General features: G+C 39.1%; 13 protein-coding genes. 6 read left to right on the top strand and 7 right to left on the bottom strand.

Annotation, left to right across the window (positions count from 1 at the left end; all coding sequences use genetic code 11):
• Positions 1 to 65 precede the first annotated feature (65 nt).
• From G4Y78_RS10050 to G4Y78_RS10035, 4 genes are all read left to right on the top strand, one after another.
• Positions 66 to 1,583 carry a Dyp-type peroxidase gene (locus G4Y78_RS10050; RefSeq protein WP_163832893.1) on the top strand — a complete coding sequence of 506 codons (1,518 nt, stop codon included), beginning with the start codon at positions 66 to 68 and terminating at the stop codon, positions 1,581 to 1,583.
• Between the two features lie 62 nt (positions 1,584 to 1,645).
• Positions 1,646 to 3,427 carry a thiamine pyrophosphate-binding protein gene (locus G4Y78_RS10045; protein WP_163832892.1) on the top strand — a complete coding sequence of 594 codons (1,782 nt, stop codon included), beginning with the start codon at positions 1,646 to 1,648 and terminating at the stop codon, positions 3,425 to 3,427.
• A 15-nt stretch (positions 3,428 to 3,442) separates the two neighbouring features.
• Entirely contained in the window at positions 3,443 to 3,988 is a 546-nt protein-coding gene (locus G4Y78_RS10040) for a carboxymuconolactone decarboxylase family protein (RefSeq protein WP_163832891.1), read from the top strand.
• Positions 3,989 to 4,233: 245 nt separating this feature from the next.
• The gene (locus tag G4Y78_RS10035; protein WP_163832890.1) at positions 4,234 to 6,186 is read left to right on the top strand and encodes an FAD-dependent oxidoreductase; all 1,953 of its coding nucleotides are present in this window, start codon (positions 4,234 to 4,236) and stop codon (positions 6,184 to 6,186) included.
• A 195-nt stretch (positions 6,187 to 6,381) separates the two neighbouring features.
• Here G4Y78_RS10035 and G4Y78_RS10030 read toward each other — a convergent pair whose 3' ends face one another.
• From G4Y78_RS10030 to G4Y78_RS10010, 5 genes are all read right to left on the bottom strand, one after another.
• On the bottom strand, positions 6,382 to 7,269 hold the full coding sequence (locus G4Y78_RS10030; RefSeq protein WP_163832889.1) for a DUF6999 family protein: 888 nt from the start codon (positions 7,267 to 7,269) through the stop codon (positions 6,382 to 6,384).
• A 51-nt stretch (positions 7,270 to 7,320) separates the two neighbouring features.
• Positions 7,321 to 8,010, bottom strand: coding sequence for an iron-containing redox enzyme family protein (locus G4Y78_RS10025; RefSeq protein ID WP_163832888.1), 690 nt, complete (start codon positions 8,008 to 8,010; stop codon positions 7,321 to 7,323).
• Positions 8,011 to 8,020: 10 nt separating this feature from the next.
• Complete coding sequence (locus G4Y78_RS10020) at positions 8,021 to 9,151, bottom strand: beta-ketoacyl-ACP synthase III (protein WP_163832887.1); 1,131 nt, start codon at positions 9,149 to 9,151, stop codon at positions 8,021 to 8,023.
• Between the two features lie 354 nt (positions 9,152 to 9,505).
• Positions 9,506 to 9,628 carry an RNHCP domain-containing protein gene (locus G4Y78_RS31675; RefSeq protein ID WP_163832886.1) on the bottom strand — a complete coding sequence of 41 codons (123 nt, stop codon included), beginning with the start codon at positions 9,626 to 9,628 and terminating at the stop codon, positions 9,506 to 9,508.
• A gap of 391 nt (positions 9,629 to 10,019) precedes the next feature.
• Complete coding sequence (locus G4Y78_RS10010) at positions 10,020 to 11,813, bottom strand: zinc-dependent metalloprotease family protein (RefSeq protein ID WP_163832885.1); 1,794 nt, start codon at positions 11,811 to 11,813, stop codon at positions 10,020 to 10,022.
• 551 nt (positions 11,814 to 12,364) lie between these two features.
• Between G4Y78_RS10010 and G4Y78_RS10005 the strand changes: the two genes are divergently transcribed.
• Complete coding sequence (locus G4Y78_RS10005; protein ID WP_163830705.1) at positions 12,365 to 13,300, top strand: IS1595 family transposase; 936 nt, start codon at positions 12,365 to 12,367, stop codon at positions 13,298 to 13,300.
• A 207-nt stretch (positions 13,301 to 13,507) separates the two neighbouring features.
• On the opposite strand, the gene G4Y78_RS10000 is transcribed toward G4Y78_RS10005, so the two are convergent.
• The gene (locus G4Y78_RS10000; protein ID WP_163832884.1) at positions 13,508 to 15,121 is read right to left on the bottom strand and encodes an ATP-binding protein; all 1,614 of its coding nucleotides are present in this window, start codon (positions 15,119 to 15,121) and stop codon (positions 13,508 to 13,510) included.
• A 122-nt stretch (positions 15,122 to 15,243) separates the two neighbouring features.
• Positions 15,244 to 15,984 (bottom strand): winged helix-turn-helix domain-containing protein, encoded by a 741-nt coding sequence (locus G4Y78_RS09995; protein ID WP_163832883.1) that lies wholly within the window; start codon positions 15,982 to 15,984, stop codon positions 15,244 to 15,246.
• 740 nt (positions 15,985 to 16,724) lie between these two features.
• Between G4Y78_RS09995 and nrdA the strand changes: the two genes are divergently transcribed.
• Positions 16,725 to 18,995 (top strand): class 1a ribonucleoside-diphosphate reductase subunit alpha, encoded by a 2,271-nt coding sequence (gene nrdA, locus G4Y78_RS09990; RefSeq protein ID WP_163832882.1) that lies wholly within the window; start codon positions 16,725 to 16,727, stop codon positions 18,993 to 18,995.
• The last annotated feature ends 78 nt before the right edge of the window (positions 18,996 to 19,073 follow it).

Here is a 19,073-nt window from a genome sequence, read left to right as displayed (position 1 = left end):
TAACCAACACATAATAAAAATATCACAGAAACATTAACAATTGCATAGCCAAAGGGAATGAATGGATGTCAGTTGACTTAAACCAAACCAATATTGATATTGATGACCCTAATTTCAAGCATATTTTTGCCAACTTACAGGGAAATATATTAAAAGGCCATGGGCGAGATCATTCCCGGCATATTTTTATCAAATTCAATGACAATCCTGCAAATAGCCGTAAATGGGTCAGTCAGTTTGCTGATAAAATAACATCAACATTAGATCAAGAAAACCAGTCAAGTGATTTTAAAAAAACCGGCAACAACCACTTATTTTTCAATTTAATGTTAAGTCGCTCAGGCTATCAAGCATTAGCCATAAATAAAGCGCAATGGCCAACGGATAAGGCCTTTTTGGCAGGAATGAAAGATCTTTCTCAAAAATATGATACGACACCAAGATTAGATAAAAAGCGACAGCACCATCATTCTAAAGCTAACCCACTCAATGATGATTTAAATGACTGGGAACCTCCATTCAAATCTACAATCGACGGGCTCATTCTCTTGGCTTACGGTAGGCAGCCCAATATTGATTTTGCCACTGCCAATGCTATAGCAGAGCGATTTTTAGATCAGCAGGTTGAGCAATTAGTTAATGAACTGAAAGGAATCGCGGAAGTTATCACTATTCAGTCTGGTCATGTCATGCGTAACGACAAAGGCCAGGTTATTGAACATTTTGGTTTTGTCGACGGCGTTAGTAATCCCAAGTTTTTGTTTTCTGACTTGCAAGAAGACTTTAAAAATGGTGGTTTTAACCATTATGACCCCAGTGCCTCTCTCCATACTGTAATGGTTAAAGACCCAGGTGGCAATAAAAATAGTTACGGTAGTTATATAGTTTACCGAAAACTACAACAAAATATTAAAGGGTTTTGGGATCGCTTAGCTTTATTAGCCAGCACCATTAACGAAGTCAGTGGTAGTTCAGAGCCTATTACTGCCGAGTATGCAGGCGCCTTATGTGTAGGGCGTTTTAAAGACGGTACCCCAATTTCTGAGCAAGCAACTAACGGTTGGATTAATTTATTCAATAACTTTAATTATGATGATGATATAAACGGCTTACGTTGTCCATTACATTCACATGTCCGTAAAACGAATCCCCGTAATGATACCTTGCGGCAATTTAATGCTCCCCCTACCATAGAACGCAGCCGCCGTATAGTGCGTCGAGGCATCAGCTATGGTTCGACCAACTTGCAACCTGGTCAGGAATGGACCGATGTAGGCCTATTATTTCTCAGTTTACAAGCAAATATTGAGCAGCAATTTATATTCATGCAAAATACCTGGTGTAATAACAATAACTTCCTAAAAAAAGATACGGGACTTGATCCTCTCATAGGTGTGCCCCTCCCCCAAACAACACCCACCGGTCAAACCTGGCCGAAAAAATGGGGTACCAATGACCTATCGGGTAATCCTCCTATTACATTTGACTTCTCAGGCTTTGTTAAAAATCGTGGTGGTGAGTACTTTTTTATGCCCAGTATTAATTTTTTAAAACAGCTACACACTAATGACGATAACCAATAAATTAATACCAATTGATATTATCAAAGTAAACTAATGTAAAATGGATTTAAAGGGAGTTGTACATGACGACCGGAACAAAAACAACAAAATATATATTTAACACCATCAAACAATATGGTGTTTCTCATGTTTTTATGGTTCCAGGTGGCGTAGTTGATCCCTTTCTTGATGAATTTGGCGAGCAGCCAGATGATATGAAAGCCATTGTTGCAGCCAGTGAAACAGGTGCGGCTTATATGGCTGATGGCTATGCCCGAGCCAGTGGTAAATTTGGTGTTTGTATGGGTATTGGTGGCCCTGGTACAGCCAATATGGTTGGGCCATTAGCTACCGCTTATACTGATCAATCCCCTATCCTCGCCATTACAGGTGAAATACCAACCCAGTGGAGTGGCAAAGGCGGTTTTCAAGATGCCAGTGCTGCTGGTTTAAATGACATTAATTTATTACGGCCTGTTACCTCTTTTGCCCAGCAAATTCCCAGTAGCAAACTAGTTCCCCATTATTTACATACCGCCATTAGAACCATGTTAGGCCTTAAACCTCAACCCGTCAGTTTAAGCATTCCTAAAGAAATACAAACTGAAACCATTGACTATGAAAATAGTATCGAAGCGAGCCTTAAAAGTGAAGTTAAGCAACCCAGCTTTATTGACTTAACAGGTGCCAACCAATTACTAACAGCACTTGTTCAAAATGCTAAGGGTAATATTGCTATTTTAGCTGGCAGCGGCTGTACTCGCTCAGAGGCTAGTGAAGCGTTATATCAATTTGCCATTCAATATCAAATTCCTGTTGCTACCACGTTAAAAGCAAAAGGGGTTTTCCCTGAAGATGATCCCCTATCACTGGGAGTATTTGGTTATGCTGGCACTCATCATGCGTCACGTGCATTACTTAACAGTAATACAGAAGATGAAACTTGCCCCAACAAAGGGGTTGCTAATATTACCCTGTTAATTGTCATTGGTTCGAGCCTTAATCAACGGGATACTATGCGCTGGGATAAGCACTTAAATCCACAAGCAGGTATTTATCATGTTGATGTAGATACTACTGTTTTTTCCAAAAATTTTCCGATTAATTACGCTATTAATGCAGACGCGAATACACTTTTAACTTGGTTGTTAACGTCTAGTCAATACAAACAACTTGAAACATTAAAAATAGGCAATAAGTGTCGACAACAATGGCTCGCCACTATTAAAGAATGTCCTCGTTATTACCAAATGAAAAATATACAAAGTAATGCAGCGCCCATGCACCCTGCTCGAGTCATTGCAGAATTACAACAAGCGGCACCTAGAAATACAATGATTATCGGCGACTCAGGTGCTCATAGAGCATTTACTGGACATTACTGGGATAGTAGTCATCCTAGAAGTTATTTAACTGCCACTGCACTTGCACCTATGGGTTGGGCTATTCCTGCCGGAGTAGGAGCGAAAATTGCCTGCCCAGATAAACCTTGTGTCGTGGTGACAGGTGATGGCTGCATGCTAATGAATGGGATAGAAATACAAACAGCCGCTCACCATAATATCCATTTAATTGTTTTAATCATCAATAACAGTGCACTAGGTAATGTATACCTAAGAGCCAAGTCTCCTATCGCTAAAAAAATTACTACACTCAGTACTCATGACTGGGCTGCTTTTTCCCGCTCACTGGGTGGAGATGGTATTCGGGTTGAGCAACCCCAACTATTATCAGCAGCTTTTGAGCAAGCATTTAAGGCAACAGGGCCATTTATTATTGATGCTCGATGTGATCCACAATATCAAACCCCAATTAATCCTTGGCGACAAGAAATGGTAGAACATACATCCTGGGTTGACGGTTAAATATAAGGAAAAATTATGGCGAAGCTTCCCTTACCCGACAGAAACAATTTAGATGATCAAGGCAAAATCATTTACGATAAGCTTCTAGGGCCTAGAGAAAACTTATCCGGCATGTATCGTACACTGCTAAACCATCCAATTTTAGCAGAACATGTTGGCCAATTAGGCACTTATGTCCGCTATGAAAGTCAGTTAGCTGGAGATATCCGAGAATTGGGAATATTAGCCACCGCACGAGAAATAGGTGCACCTTTTGTTTGGGAAAAACACATTCAACCAGCCCTTAAAGCTGGATTGCCACAAACGGTTATAGATCAAGTACTTGATGGCGATATTGCAACAGCTGATATGAAACCTTTATATTTAGCCACATGGCAAGTTGCTCATCATATTGTTCATCAACGAAATATTCCGTTAAAAACACAAAATATGTTAGTTGAGTTTTTGGGTTTAAAAGGTTTACTTGATCTTACTATTGCCTGCGGCATGTATCGGATGATTACGACAGTTATATTTTCTTTTGAAGTGCCCTTGCCTGAAGAAGGAATCGCTCCTTTTTAAGCATATCCCCCAATCATTAATCAATTTTAAGTGCAAAATGAAGCAATATATACTCACAATGAAGGGCAAGTTTACTACCGTGAAACTTGCGGTAGCACCTTTAATTTCTACAAAAGCGCTACTGGAAAGCTTAGGCGCGGCCACCAAGCGATGAAGCCCCAGGAGTTTAGTAAACTAAATGACAGGGGTAAAGATCGACGGTAACAATCATTAACGAAGAGTATACCCTATTCCAAGGAGGAACTATGCCACATTACACATTTAAAGATTTAGCCCACAGTAAACAGGTTCCAGCAACAGCGGATGTCGTTGTCGTGGGCGCAGGTATGGCTGGCTTATATGCTACCTGGCGAATTTTAAGAGACTGTCCAGAAAAAAGTATTGTTATTTTAGAACGCTCACATCGCACTGGTGGTCGTTTAGACTCTGATCTTATTGAGTTCAGTGATGAGATTACCGTCAAGGAAGAAGAAGGTGGAATGCGTTTCACTTTTGATAATATGGATGACTTGATGAGTCTGTTTTTATTACTGGATATTGACGATCAAATTGTCCCATTTCCTATGGATAGCGGTGGTAACAATAGACTTTACTTTAGAGGTAAGAGCTTTAATAACCAAAAGTCCAAAGAAAATAACTACTCTATCTGGAGTGAACTTTATAACCTTGAGCCCATTGAACAAGGGATTGACCCAAAATCCATTATTAATACCGTTTTTAATCGTATTCTTGATGCAAACCCTCATTTTACTGAAAGGCCAAGCAAACGCACCCCCACTTTTTGGCAAAAGTTTCGGCTGGAGTGTCAGTGGGATGGCGTCTACCTGAAAGACTGGACACTTTGGAATCTATTAACCGAGATGGGTTATTCCAATGAGTCTGTCACCTTACTCTATCGTTTATTAGGATTTAATGGCACTTTCTTGTCACAAATGAATGCAGGTGTCGCCTATCAACTGTTAGAAGATTTTCCTAACGATCCACAATTTAGAACCTTAAAAGATGGCTTTTGTACCTTACCAAACGCACTGGTTAATACTATAGGCAAAGAACGTATTTTCTTAAAAACACATTTGGCTAGTATTGATCGGCGTGAAAAACAAGGCGATTATGAACTAACCTATCACACGACAGCTCCCAACGGAGATATCAAAGAAAATACCATTCATGCCAAGCAAGTCATTCTTGGATTACCTAGGCTGGCACTGGAAAAACTGTTTATCAACTCCAATGCATTAAATCGCTTACCTGGAGACCAATCCAGGCAATTATGGAATACCTTACAAGCCACTACAAATCAAGCACTACTAAAGATTAATTTATATTACGACAAAGCTTGGTGGGGTAATAGCATTACTGGTCGTCCTCCTGTAGAATTTGGGCCTAACTTCTCTGATTTACCCTTAGGCTCCGTCTACCCATTTTATGCTATAAATAACGAGCTTGTTGCAGCTCTGGAATATCAAAATTGGCTTAAAAGTCATCAAAAAAATGTACCAAAACACTTAAATGAAAAAATAGATGAAATTAATCAAAGTAAATATGAAAAACCTGCCGCATTAACGATTTATTGTGATTATTTAAATATCAATTTTTGGAAGGCTTTACAACATAATGGGCCTTTATTTGACTCACCGATGCAAGAGAAGTATAAAGGACATTTCTTTGCAGCTTCTCAAGCTGTGGTTAATACAGCGACCGAATTCTTTAAATCATTGTTTTCAACCCACTATGTGCCACAACCTACTTTAACTAGCGCACGCATATGGGATGGAACAACTCGCTTTGAAGCCAATCCCAGTGAACAGTTTGGTTATGGGGTACATCAATGGGCTTTACATGCTGATGATAAAGAAGTGATGGCTCAGCTAGCTGAGCCCCTACCAGGCTTATATATTTGTGGAGAAGCTTATTCTGACTACCAAGGTTGGGTCGAAGGCACACTACGTTCTACAGATTTAGTACTAGCAAAAGGGTTTAATCTACCCCCTATTAGTGCTGTCTATGAAGAGCAATACCAGCAAACACCTTCCGCTGCTATTAAAGAAAAATATAACGTCAATTCAACCCACTTAATTCGAGAGTATATCGATCCTAACTTTGAGCCCAATGCACCCAAGGAGGTAATCAACGCGCCGGATTTAGATACATCAGAAGAAAATAATTATCATATATCGCTAAGTTATTTTGATAAATAACTACAATATAAAGTAAAGGCACATAGATTTAAGTGCCTTTACTATACTCTTCGCGAATGATTCCTAGGCTTTGTTACCATCGCTCTTCACCCCAGTCATTTAGCCTATCTAAACTCCTGAGGCTTCATCACTCGATGGCCTCGCCTAAGAACCCTGCGCTTTGAGTATATACCGCTTTATTTTTACACCTAGAAATCATTCGTGAAGGGTATATTGTGATTTACGTTTTTGCTCTCTAAGATAACCATGTAAAATCTCTGCATCCAAGCCATGTAACATTAGTCGAAACCCAGCTTGCAAAGTTGAAAAAGGGACTGATGGATGACGATTACTTACCAACATAACAGCCAGAGGATCATTCATCAGTTTACTGATATAAATAGCAAAAGTTTCGTCTAACTGTAAAGAATTACTTGCCCGCCAAAAGTCATGATCAGATAAAAGTAATGCATATAATGGCGTATAAGCTTCAACAGCTGTTTGTAAGTCAACAACATTCAGAATGCTTTGTTTTCCAGGATCTAGATCAAATTCACCATCGGTAATGGCATCATAATTAATCGTTGATGGTGCTTTAAAGTCTCTTGCTTCTTCACTCAACTTAGTATTTAACTCTGCTATAAAGTTATACACATTAAGATCATGAATAAGGAATGTATCATCTTTTAAATCTTCCAGTTTTTTTGGCTTTAATGGTATAGTGGATTCAATTTTTACGCCTATATTATCAGCAATAAACTGAAGTAGTTCCGTACCAATATTAAAGTGCCTTAGAATTAAATAGTTAGCATCTCTTTTTACAAGATGTTTTAGTCCCCAATAAATTGTGTAGTGTAAGAGCTTTGAAGAATTCCATTTATTGGGAATAACCATCCGTAATAACTGTACCAATACAATCATTAGCCGTGCTAACGGCCTGATAATTGGCAGTAACAGTCGTCTAGACCAACTATTATGCCCTTGTAATAGGGCTCGCTTTGCCTCTGTATGCATAGGCAAGCTTTTATCTAAATACAAGGCTAACCAGGGATTAGGATCATTCTTATCAACCTGCGGGTCTTCAAAATTATTATGCCACACCATCTTGCTATGTACTCCAGCCAACCGTTATAAAACCATTTCAAGAAGTTCTATTTAATAATTGCCTAGCTCTTCCAACTGTAATAAATAAAGCCTTGCTGTCACTTTAGCCGTGCGAATAATCTCATCGGGTAATTGAGGAATAGTTAAAATATCAGTGTTCAATATAGCTTCCAGTTCATCAAGATGATCACCATCATGCTCAGCATGGTAGGTATAAAATTCCAATTGTTCTGCAGATATTCCCATATTATGATGCAATGTTTCAGCAAAGGTTTGGGCAAACCGTTTGCCTAAACCTTCAATAATGAACATTGCTCCTATCAAATCAAAAGGATTTGGCTGACTGGCTTTATGATACATCCAAGCAGATAATGCTTCTGAACCAATATTTTTACTTTGTTTATACAGCTCATTAATATAACCACCTGCTGCCACATAACAACGCTCCAGCATTTGATAATCCATATGCTCAGTTGATGCATGACTAATAAATACGGCTCGTTGTTCCAAATAAGGTTCCGTAATAGACGAAGCAGCCCGACAAATCCAACCACTTCCCTCTTTCACTTGATGATAATGATCAGCCAATAAAATACGATAATCATCCAATTGCAATTGATTATTCATTGCCCGAGAAATAATCGGCACCTGGAGTAAACGACTTTCAAAATCAGCCCAAACAATTGTTAATTTGCGCAGTACTTGTTGTACGGTAGTGAGTTGATAGCCTTTAGTTGTCATGGTAACAGCCTTAATTATTATCAAATACAGTTAAATACATAAACGAACAAATACCCCGACCACTTTCTGGCACAAAACACAATATTTTTTGGCCTGAGGTAAGAGGCTGCGTTTTCACTAGTTCATCTAACATAATAAATATTGAAGCAGTACCCGTATTGCCGCAATAAGCCAAATTGGAAAACCAGCGTTCTTCAGGGATCATTGCACCGGTTTTGACTAATAATTTTTTCATTTCCTGACCTAGTGATTGAGCCGAATAATGAGGCAGAAAATAATCAATCTCATGAGGATCAATCTGGTACTTATCTAATAACTCAAGATAATACCCCACCCAGGCAGGAAACATTTTATAAAGCAAAGTAAAGTCCTGTTTTAATGCAATCGCTCCCGCTTGATAAGCTTCACTAGGGCTATTATATAAACTCCACGGTTGGTTATCCGTTGTCTTATTAGATACCGTACCAGCATACATACAAGGGGGAAAACGATCGGCAAACGACTTTTGTTTTATCCAATCAACTCGCAGCGAAACCCCTTGTGCTTTGGGCTCTGGTTCAAACACAGCGGCACCTGCTCCATCAGAAAGGGTCCAGCGTAAAAACTCCAATCCAGGATCAGGTCTTGAGTGTTCATTATAAAAAGGCTGATAGAATCCTGGTCGAAACCAACGGCTAGAAAATTCACTACCACTGGCAACAGCCAGCTTGGCTTCATCTGTTCGAACTGTAAGCCAGGCACTTTTTGCAGCCATTAGGCTGCTGGCACATACACTTTGGAACGAAGCCAATTCCAGAGGGGGAATACCTAACTCACCGTGCACTGCACTGGCAAACCCCGGTACCAGGTAGTCACCTTGTGTCGTACTGGTGGCTAAATAATCAACCCTATCTGGCGGCCGCCTAGCATGAGCTAATGCCCCATTAATCGCTTTAGCCGCCATTTGTGCATTGGTATGAGTATGCTCGCCATTAGCCGCTAATGCATAATACCGCGTTTTAATGCCATTTTTTCTTAAGGTAGCAGCCCCAAGCGCAGCGCTTCGCTCACTGATCCTGCCGATAATAGCTTCCATCTCATTATTGGCCACCGGCTTACCAGGTAGGTATTTACCTACCCCTGTTATAAATATATCTGTCATATTGCCTAACGCTTAGTTAAAAGAACACCTTTAAGATAATCGATGAAATGGGGTATGTCGGCAACTAATACTAAAGTTCAACTATATAATACCCAAAAGAGCAGCGGGTAATACTGCTATACTGATCATGGAATAAGCTATTCGATACTCGCGTATCTAAAAATAATGCTTTTTTTGTTAGAGGAAGGTAGCAGACTATATGGATACGGGAGATAGAACAATACATGAAGCAGTTGTCGAAGGCCACAGAATATAAGGCGCATATGAAAGCTAAGCAAAGACGAAAAAAGCCATTTATTAATACTAGAAATGTGTGGTTGTTATTTTGTTTCGTTGTGTCTGTTTACAAGCTTTTCAAACATGAACTTCACCTGACTTAATATCCACATGAATTGAATATAAACAAATAGGGCGATGATTGCGATAACTACTATTTGCTACAGGTTGAATAGAATTTCCGTATTTATGGTGAAACAAGCAGGTACTCTCTGACTTTTTACTCAAACACTTAGGTCAATAAATAGTGAATACGAAATTTATTGATTCAGGCAAGGTTCTGTAAACTCCGCATTTCGTCTACTTCAGCACAAGTGATTTGTTCAAGCTTCACCTTAATTTTCAGGGACTCTTAATTTTTTCTATGAATGGCCTATTAACAGATTCTAGTAGAGATTCTGTTTGATTGTATTAATGACAGTATTTTTACTTATACATTACTCTAGCTGTATGTGTACTACTACCACAAGCATTTCCACTCTGAGCAAAAAATCATGCAAATCAATCTTTAGACATACTATTGGGAAATAACCGCACTGGTCGATCAATGCGGTACAGCAATCAATTCCACCACAAAGACACATAGGGATTATTAATTATTTCGTTCAATAACATACATTCTGTTAATCAATAATTCACTACCAGGCTCACCCGTTACAACCAAAGTTGCTACTTTAATATTATTGGGTAATTTAACATCACCCTCTAGCGTAATAAAACCAGTGTCATCAGTTTTTTTCTCTGCTACTTTAAACCATTTTTTATACAGTTCTCCTGTGCTAGGATTAATATTTGCCAGCTCATAGTATAACCATAAAGTACTAATACCAGGTTTTTTTGTTTTCACTTTTGCAGCAAGTTTATAGATTTTTGACGATTGAATACCACAACCTATTTCAACTCCAATAATAGGAGCATAGCTATCTATCTTATTTACAGCCAAAATCCCATCATCACTTTCATCAAATATTATCTGGGTATTATCATTCCAGGGATAAATCCCATCCGTACCATTCTCATCAGGCATAGTTAAATAGCTAAGAAATATATTATACTCTAGGCTTTTTGGAGTATCAGATGAAAAGCTTTCAGGGTCAATTTCACTTAGTAATTTTTTTGGTTTAATAAGATGTGCATTTATTATATTAGATGCTAATGACATGCTTTCTGAGTCAGATTTTACTGATCTGGTCTGACATAAGTTAGCAACTTTAGCAGCTACTAAATTAAGAGATCTGCTGGCATTTGCAGTTGCCGAGCCACATTTGACATCATATAGACCTATTTTATCACTAGAGCATAACAAATCAATAGAAGAAAAATACGGCATAATATTATCCCCATAAGACATAATTGTACCATATTTTATAGAATTAAATTCACCTGCATATCCTAAAGAAAAGTCAAATATTCCATTAAACCAAAAATCATCGACATTTTTATCAACATAATCTTGATATGACATCAATCCATCTTTTCCTGCATAATACTCAAGAATATATAATGCATCAACTAATATTTGATCCCTAAGAGCTTCTACCTCTTTTATTATTTCATCATCAGTTGTTAAATAAATTCTCACTTGCTCTGTCAGAATTTCATTAAGTAATTCGTTTGAATTAGTAAAATTCCTATTACCCTCACCATCTACCTTAATACTATTCTTTGGTAGTGTATAACTATTTTTGTTTATATAATCCATATAATCGTTGAGATGATCTTGACCATCATTATCACTGAAATTAACTGTAGTTTTAATATCATGAGAAAGTCCCATTAAATGACCAATCTCATGAGTAAAAGTATGATCCGTTGCATTTTTATTTTTTATTACTATATCCCTACTCTGATCTTGCCTCCATTTATCAATCTGAACCAGTCCAAATGGTTGGGATGATTGTTTTATACTAAATTTTGTTTTTTCTTTAAGTTTGTTATTGTTTATTATTTTTCTAAGACCAGCATGGTAATCATAGCTTGCTAAACCATAATTTTTAGTGTCATCACTTGCTGTTAAAGTGACGACAATATCTGCATTAAGCTTACTACGTAATTGCTGCAACTGTCGATTTCCGATAAGCTGATATAAAAATGGCTCACTAACCTCACTGATAGATAAATCAATAAAATGACAGTCTACTAACTTAAATTCTAAATTTACTCGACTATTGTTTAGTACATCGTTAGAGTAATCAATATGCTTTTTAGCTTCGATGCAAGGTGTTAGATTGTATTTTTCATAATAAGCTTTTGCCTCCTGAGAATAGGCAACCATAATATCTACTTGATTTGTTGCCGCAACCCCCTCCTGTGAAAAGAGTCCTAGTATAACAACAAGCTTATAACAAGCAATTTTTTTAAGTTTTACATCAAAGTCATACAACATATTAAAATTAACCAAATTAAAAAAATTACTATGACAGATTTAGGTGCAAGCCTTGAAAAACAGAGACTTTACTTAAAATAAGGAAAACAGCTGTTTTATATTTTTACTTTACAACAAAGTTAGCTGCTGTATCACTACTGATTTGAAGTGATAAACCACTTTACATTCCTTTTTCTCAGACATAGGCATATAGTATTTATATATTACAAATACGCCTTCACCAAAATAAACGTGAATTACGATTTATTAAATCAGCGGCAGACAGAACAAAATAGATAACACTTGTGAGTTTATGGAGTATTTTCATATATTGTATATTTAGCGCTAAAATACAGTCACTCAAAAGTAACTGCTCACAAACTTTCAGTATTAAAAATATAAGCTGTTTTTTTACTAAAGTGAAGATATTTACCAAAACTTTACAAAATATTTACTGTAATCTAGTTTAATTAGTATATCTATCCATAATATTACCTAATTATCACTATACCTAAGCCATTAACTGCTGTATATTTGAACAGCATGGAAACTTAATTGAGAAGGTATAAATAATGGCTATCAACAAAGTTCAATTTCAAAAAGGCCTGAGTTTAAACGAGTTTCTCAAACAATATGGTACAGAAGAACAATGCTTTAATACCTTATACAAATTGCGATGGCCAGAAGGTTTTCAGTGCCCCAATTGTGGATACGACAAATGCTGTCAACTCACTACTAGAAAGCTTCAGCAGTGCTATAAATGTCACCAGCAAACATCTGTAACTGCAGGTACTATCTTTGAATCAACCAAATTACCATTAAAGACTTGGTTCCAAGGGATGTATTTGATCTCCCAAGACAAAAAAGGTATATCAGCCATAGAATTACATCGCCATTTAGGTATTTCCTATCAAGCTGCCTGGAGAATGAAACATAAGCTCATGAAAGTGATGCAAGAAAGAGAAGGCACCAAGCAATTGTCGGGTTTTATTGAAATTGATGATGCCTATCTTGGTGGTGAGCGTACAGGTTGCAAAAGAGGTAGGGGAGCAGATGGGAAAATACCTTTTGTAGCAGCCGTAGAAACAACAAAACAAGGTCAACCGACACGAATTAAACTGAGCATTTTAAAAGGGTTTAATAAAGAAGAGATAACGGCTTGGAGTAGGCAGAATTTGGCCAAGGGCAGTACCGTAATCTCCGATGGACTGGCCTGTTTTAATGGTGTCATAGAAGCAGGTTGTCTTCATGATAAAATTGTATGCGGTGGTGGTCGTGCATCAGTAGAGGAACCTGAATTTTATTGGGTTAACACCATCCTTGGAAACTTAAAAAGTGCTTTACGTAGTACTTATCATGCTATTCGCGCTAAATATGCACAACGTTATCTTGCTGAATTTCAGTATCGATTTAATCGAAGATTTAGCTTAGTAGAATTTATTCCTAGGCTAGCATTTGTAGCACTGAGAACACCTCCACTACCAGGTAAGCTACTAAATATAGCTTAGGTATGATGATAATTAGGTAATATTAATGTTGGCAAAAAAATACCGCAGCTGCTATCAAGGTAAAGCAATTAGACCTACCGAATCTATCAGAAAGTAAGTAACAGTGTAGTCGCAGATGGACTAACTCTATGGCTGAATACACTTAACGATAATAAGCAACCATATTTGAAGATACAATGAAAGTAACAAGGGTTTTTAAGGCTCCCCCTAACTCCCCTTTCGCCTTGGCCACACCAAGCTAAACTTTGCGCCGCCCAAGCTACTGTGATCCACTTGAGCGGTGCCGTTATGCCAATACATAATCCGTCGTACAATAGAAAGGCCTAAGCCATACCCACCTGAGGCTCGGGTGCGACTGTCGTCTAAGCGGGCAAAGGGGGTAAATACCCGGTCCCATTCATTTTCAGGAATACCTGGGCCGTCATCTTCCACATCAATACGACAAGTGTCGGAGCCTACTGAAAATGTCACTTGCACTTTTTCATTGGCATAACGACAGGCATTCGCAACTAAGTTTTGTATCGCTCGGTGCATATAGCGGCGCTCAACATCAGCTTTACGACGCTGATCTGATAAATAACTGGGTTGTAAGGTAATAGCAATACTCGGATTTACATGAGACTGTTCATTAACCACTTGCGATAAAATTTCTTCAATATCAACCCGCTTAAAATGAATAACAGGTGCACCTTGCTCTAAGCTTGCATAGGTTAAGATTTCATCAACCAAATGATCCAGCTCTTGAATATCCTTATCCATTCCCTCCAACTGTTTTTGCTGCTCTTCTTTTGAAGTAGCATCAGCCACCATTTCCAAACCAAAACGCAATCGGGCAACTGGGGTTCTTAATTCATGTGATACCCCACGAATCATTTCTTTTTGGATACTCAACAGTCGTTGTATATGACTGGCCATACCATTAAATGCCATCGCCAGCCGACCAACGGAATCTGAACCTCTTACCCTCACCCTGGCATCTAAATTACCACGGGAAATACTCGTCGCTGCGTGTTCCATTTTTTTCAGTCGTTGTTCTAACCCTCTCACTAGAATGTAAATAGCCAGGCTAACCGAGGTGAGCACAAATAACACAATAGTCACCAGTAAACTGAGTGGATATAGCTCTAAAAACCAAACGGGGCCAACAGCTAATACTTTTTGGCCTTGATCAATGCCGATTAGATTACCGCCTTCAAGTCCTACATACAGCTTAATTGACTGCCCTTCCGGCCCTAATATCATTACCATATGGCCATCACGTAACCGCTGTTGATGTTGAGGGGATAAGCCTATCTCAGATGTTTTCAACATATGTAACGGATAACTAAAAGCATCCTTCAACTGTTGTAGTTGTTCTTCTCGATGAGCACTGGGGAAACTGATTAAATGCTGCTTGATCAGCATTAAGGTGCCATAGGCCAGTTGCTCAGAAATAGAAGAAACCGTTCCCCGCAACAATAAACCTGGCTGAATCCAAGCATAGATATGGGCTTGTTTTTCAGCTAAAGGAATAACTTTAACATCCCCTGACTTTAACAGTCGTATATCTTCTTTACTGATTGCATCTGTATCTGGTTGTTTAACCAGCTCAAGTGGAATACCTAATAAATGTTCAGCCTGTTGCAGTAGTAAAACCTGTAGTGAGTCTGGTTTATTTTTGAGCTGCATCGCCACTAAGCGAAATGTGCCTCTGGCCATTTCAGCCCGATATTCTTGGATACGCACGCTATTGATGATGGTAACCGCCAAGCTTGATAACAACGCCACCAACACCAACGTAAACAGCAAACCGCCATAAATACGAAGAAAAATACTGGTCATAGTTTATTCAGCTATACCCAACCTGCTGGGTATATCAAAAAGTTGGGGGCTTGGGTCGTGTTGCAGTTTATTAGAACTGCAACACGACCCAAGCCCTATTGTGCCCTTAGCATTGGATATAGTTATTGGCCATTGGCTTCTTTTTTGTCTTTAACAAACAAATAGCCTCTACTGCGTACCGTTTTGATTAAGCGGGGATGCATGGGGTCATCGCCTATTTTAGGACGAATGCGCGAAACTCTAACATCAATGGAGCGATCTTGGCCGTCATACTCAATACCACGTAATGAAGAAAATATTTCCTCCCGGCTTAATACTCGACCCGCATGACTGGCAAGCAGCCAAAGCAAATCAAACTCGGCACTGGTCAAATCAATGCTTTCTCCTGCTAACCAAGCTTCTCGCATTGCATTATCAATAACTAATTCACCAAACACTAAACGGGCCTGGGATGTCACCGGTAGCTCTGGTTCTGCTGAGGTGGCAGGACTACTTCGCCGGAGCAAAGCACGAATACGCGCCAACAAAACGCGAGGCCGAACTGGCTTGGCCACATAATCATCAGCCCCCATTTCCAACCCCAACACTTGGTCTAAGTCATCAGTACGTGCTGTAAGCATTAAAATAGGTCCTTGATAATCGTTTCTTGCCCGACGACAAATGGACACACCATCCTCCCCGGGTAGCATTAAATCCAGTACCACGAGATCGGGTTGCTCGTTTCGAATTCTCTCCACGGCCTTTCCGCCATCCGCCTCAATGCTCACTTGCAAGCCATTGCTTTCAAGGTAGTCTTTAGTCAAGGCGGCTAATCGTTCGTCATCCTCTACAATAAGAATTCGATCGCTATCTGAACGTTCCACTGCACTACTCTTCTTAGTTAGTACTACTTGTTTTGTTAGTCGATGTTACTTGTTAGACAATGCTAATGTGTTAATACGACAGCTTACAGTATAATGTTGCCAAAGTAAGCCAGCACCGATCATATCGTTCGCCTGTAATGGTTACTGTATCAATCATGTAACAGGATAGACAATATTATCTAACCTGGATATTTCGCCAGCAAGCAAATAAGCAAAACCATTATTATTTGACTATAGTGTTTAATGAGACCATCAAGAAGTGTTTATAAATAGAACAAAAAATAGACGTAAAGGCGGCTGATGTTGTATTCTTTTTAAACAAAACTATTACTAATTTTTTCTTGCAAAACCGCTAACTATCTGAGTAAAAACAACTTATCGTTAGTGTTTGCTAACTAATTGTTTTGTCATATTTTTTCAACGTTTTCCATAGAGAATTACTACTTGCAATAAATTAGAAACCGCATTATCTTGTACCGCCCGAAACGTTCTATACTACATATAGTACTGCTTAATTATCTGAGCCCTAGCATCATGAATAACGATTTTCAAGTGCATAGCGGATTTTTTTCCACGGCCCGATTTCAGCAGTTATCCAATGAGGCAGCAAATCCCTTCTTAGTAAGGTGTATCACTGTAAGCTCAAATAGTTCTTGTGCAAAAAACAACCTTTACTGACACTTATTCAGTGCTGGTGGGTTTGTTCGATTTTTACTTAACATTTGGTAGGTATCCACTACATGAATAAAAACCTGATGGTTACTAAGCGCGATGGGCGAACTGAACCTATCGATCTGGAAAAAATCCACCGGGTGATTACATGGGCAGCAGAAGGCCTTAACAATGTCTCTGTTTCTCAGGTAGAACTAAAATCGCATATTCAGTTTTTCGACGGTATTAAAACCGCCGATATCCATGAAACCATCATTAAATCGGCTGCAGACTTAATTTCAACTGATACGCCTGATTACCAGTACCTAGCTGCACGTCTGGCTATTTATCATCTGCGTAAAAAAGCCTATGGCCAGTTTGAACCACCGGCACTGTATAACCACGTCTGTCGTTTAGTTGAACTGGGTAAGTATGATTGCCACTTGCTGGAAGATTATACAGAAACCGAATTTACCGAAATGGACCGTTTTATTGATCACCAACGGGACATGAACTTTTGCTATGCAGCCGTTAAGCAGTTGGAAGGCAAATACTTGGTGCAAAACCGGGTAACTGGCGAATATTATGAAAGCCCACAGTTTTTGTATGTTTTAATTGCTGCTTGTTTGTTTGCAAAATACCCTAAAGAGCAACGGTTAAATTATATTCAACGGTTTTATGATGCCGTTTCACGATTTAAGCTATCACTACCAACACCAATTATGGCTGGGGTTAGAACGCCTACCCGACAATTCAGCTCTTGTGTATTGATAGAGTGCGATGACTCATTAGATTCCATTAATGCCACTTCTAGCGCAATTGTTAAGTATGTCAGCCAACGAGCAGGTATTGGCATTGGTGCTGGTCGAATTCGCGCATTAGGTAGCCCTATTCGTAATGGTGAGGCGTTCCACACAGGCTGTATCCCTTTTTACAAACACTTCCAAACGGCGGTTAAAAGTTGTTCACAAGGTGGTGTTCGCGGTGGGGCAGCTACCTTGTTTTATCCTATCTGGCACTTAGAAGTTGAATCACTGCTGGTGTTAAAAAACAACCGTGGTGTTGAGGAAAACCGGGTACGACATCTCGATTATGGTGTTCAATTTAATAAGCTGATGTATCAACGCTTAATTAAGGGCGAGCATATTACTCTGTTTAGTCCTTCAGATGTGCCCGGTTTATACGATGCCTTTTTTGCCGACCAGGAAAAGTTCGAAGCACTTTATGTCCAGTATGAACAAGACCCCGCTATTCGCAAAAAACAAGTAAAAGCCATTGAACTGTTTAGCTTGTTTTTACAAGAACGGGCCAGCACAGGTCGGGTTTATTTACAAAATGTTGATCACTGCAATACCCACAGCCCTTTTAAAGCGAATGTTGCGCCAATTAAACAAAGCAACTTATGCCTAGAAATTGCCCTACCGACCAAACCACTTAATCGGTTTGATGACCCTAATGGGGAAATTGCCCTATGTACGCTTGCCGCATTTAACCTAGGCGCACTGGCCCACCTAGACGAGCTGGAAAGCCTAGCTGACTTAATTGTTCGCGCATTAGACAGTTTACTCAGCTATCAGCACTATCCTATTCCAGCAGCACAAAACTCCAGCGACAACCGTCGTACATTAGGTGTTGGTGTTATTAACTATGCCTATTACCTGGCCAAACATAGTGCTAAATACTCTGATGGCTCAGCCAACAACTTAACCCACCGTACTTTCGAAGCCATCCAGTATTACTTATTGAAAGCCTCTAATCGTTTGGCACAAGAGCAAGGTGCTTGCAATAAGTTTAACGAAACTACCTATGCTGAAGGCATTTTACCGATTGATACGTATAAAAAAGACCTCAACGAGGTATGCCAAGAGCCACTCCATTACGACTGGGAAGCATTACGTGCCGATATTAAACGATACGGCTTACGTAACAGCACTTTAAGTGCATTGATGCCATCAGAGACATCATCACAAATTAGTAATGCCACCAATGGCATAGAGCCACCTCGGGGCTATATCAGTATTAAAGCCAGTAAAGATGGCATCTTGAAACAAGTGGTGCCTGATTTTGAACAACTCAAAGAAAAGTATGAGTTGCTATGGCAAATTCCATCTAATCAGGGTTACTTGCAGCTAGTTGGGATTATGCAAAAGTTTGTTGATCAAACTATTTCGGCCAATACTAATTATGATCCCAGCAAATTTGCTGATGGCAAAGTACCAATGAAATTGATGATTCAAGACTTATTAACTGCTTACAAATTGGGTGTTAAAACACTTTACTATCACAATACCCGTGATGGTGCTGAAGACTCCCAAAATGATTTGGATGACGGTTGCGCGGGAGGCGCATGCAAAATTTAGCATAGGCCAACTGGCGCTTGGCTAAAGGGTTACTCCCAAACCATGCGCCAAAAAGCCAGCCTGCTCTTTTACCTGGGC

The sequence above is a fragment of the Spartinivicinus ruber genome, from assembly GCF_011009015.1.
Taxonomy (GTDB): Bacteria; Pseudomonadota; Gammaproteobacteria; order Pseudomonadales; family Zooshikellaceae; genus Spartinivicinus; species Spartinivicinus ruber.
Note: the sequence above shows the minus strand (reverse complement) of the source record. Positions and strands in the feature narration are given on the sequence as shown.

Bases quoted from the DNA above. Each gene is read 5' to 3' on its own strand.
- G4Y78_RS10050 (WP_163832893.1), top strand. From the start codon at position 66: ATGTCAGTTGACTTAAACCAAACCAATATTGATATTGATGACCCTAAT.
- G4Y78_RS10045 (WP_163832892.1), top strand. From the start codon at position 1,646: ATGACGACCGGAACAAAAACAACAAAATATATATTTAACACCATCAAA.
- G4Y78_RS10040 (WP_163832891.1), top strand. From the start codon at position 3,443: ATGGCGAAGCTTCCCTTACCCGACAGAAACAATTTAGATGATCAAGGC.
- G4Y78_RS10035 (WP_163832890.1), top strand. From the start codon at position 4,234: ATGCCACATTACACATTTAAAGATTTAGCCCACAGTAAACAGGTTCCA.
- G4Y78_RS10030 (WP_163832889.1), bottom strand. From the start codon at position 7,269: ATGGTGTGGCATAATAATTTTGAAGACCCGCAGGTTGATAAGAATGAT.
- G4Y78_RS10025 (WP_163832888.1), bottom strand. From the start codon at position 8,010: ATGACAACTAAAGGCTATCAACTCACTACCGTACAACAAGTACTGCGC.
- G4Y78_RS10020 (WP_163832887.1), bottom strand. From the start codon at position 9,151: ATGACAGATATATTTATAACAGGGGTAGGTAAATACCTACCTGGTAAG.
- G4Y78_RS10010 (WP_163832885.1), bottom strand. From the start codon at position 11,813: ATGTTGTATGACTTTGATGTAAAACTTAAAAAAATTGCTTGTTATAAG.
- G4Y78_RS10005 (WP_163830705.1), top strand. From the start codon at position 12,365: ATGGCTATCAACAAAGTTCAATTTCAAAAAGGCCTGAGTTTAAACGAG.
- G4Y78_RS10000 (WP_163832884.1), bottom strand. From the start codon at position 15,121: ATGACCAGTATTTTTCTTCGTATTTATGGCGGTTTGCTGTTTACGTTG.
- nrdA (WP_163832882.1), top strand. From the start codon at position 16,725: ATGAATAAAAACCTGATGGTTACTAAGCGCGATGGGCGAACTGAACCT.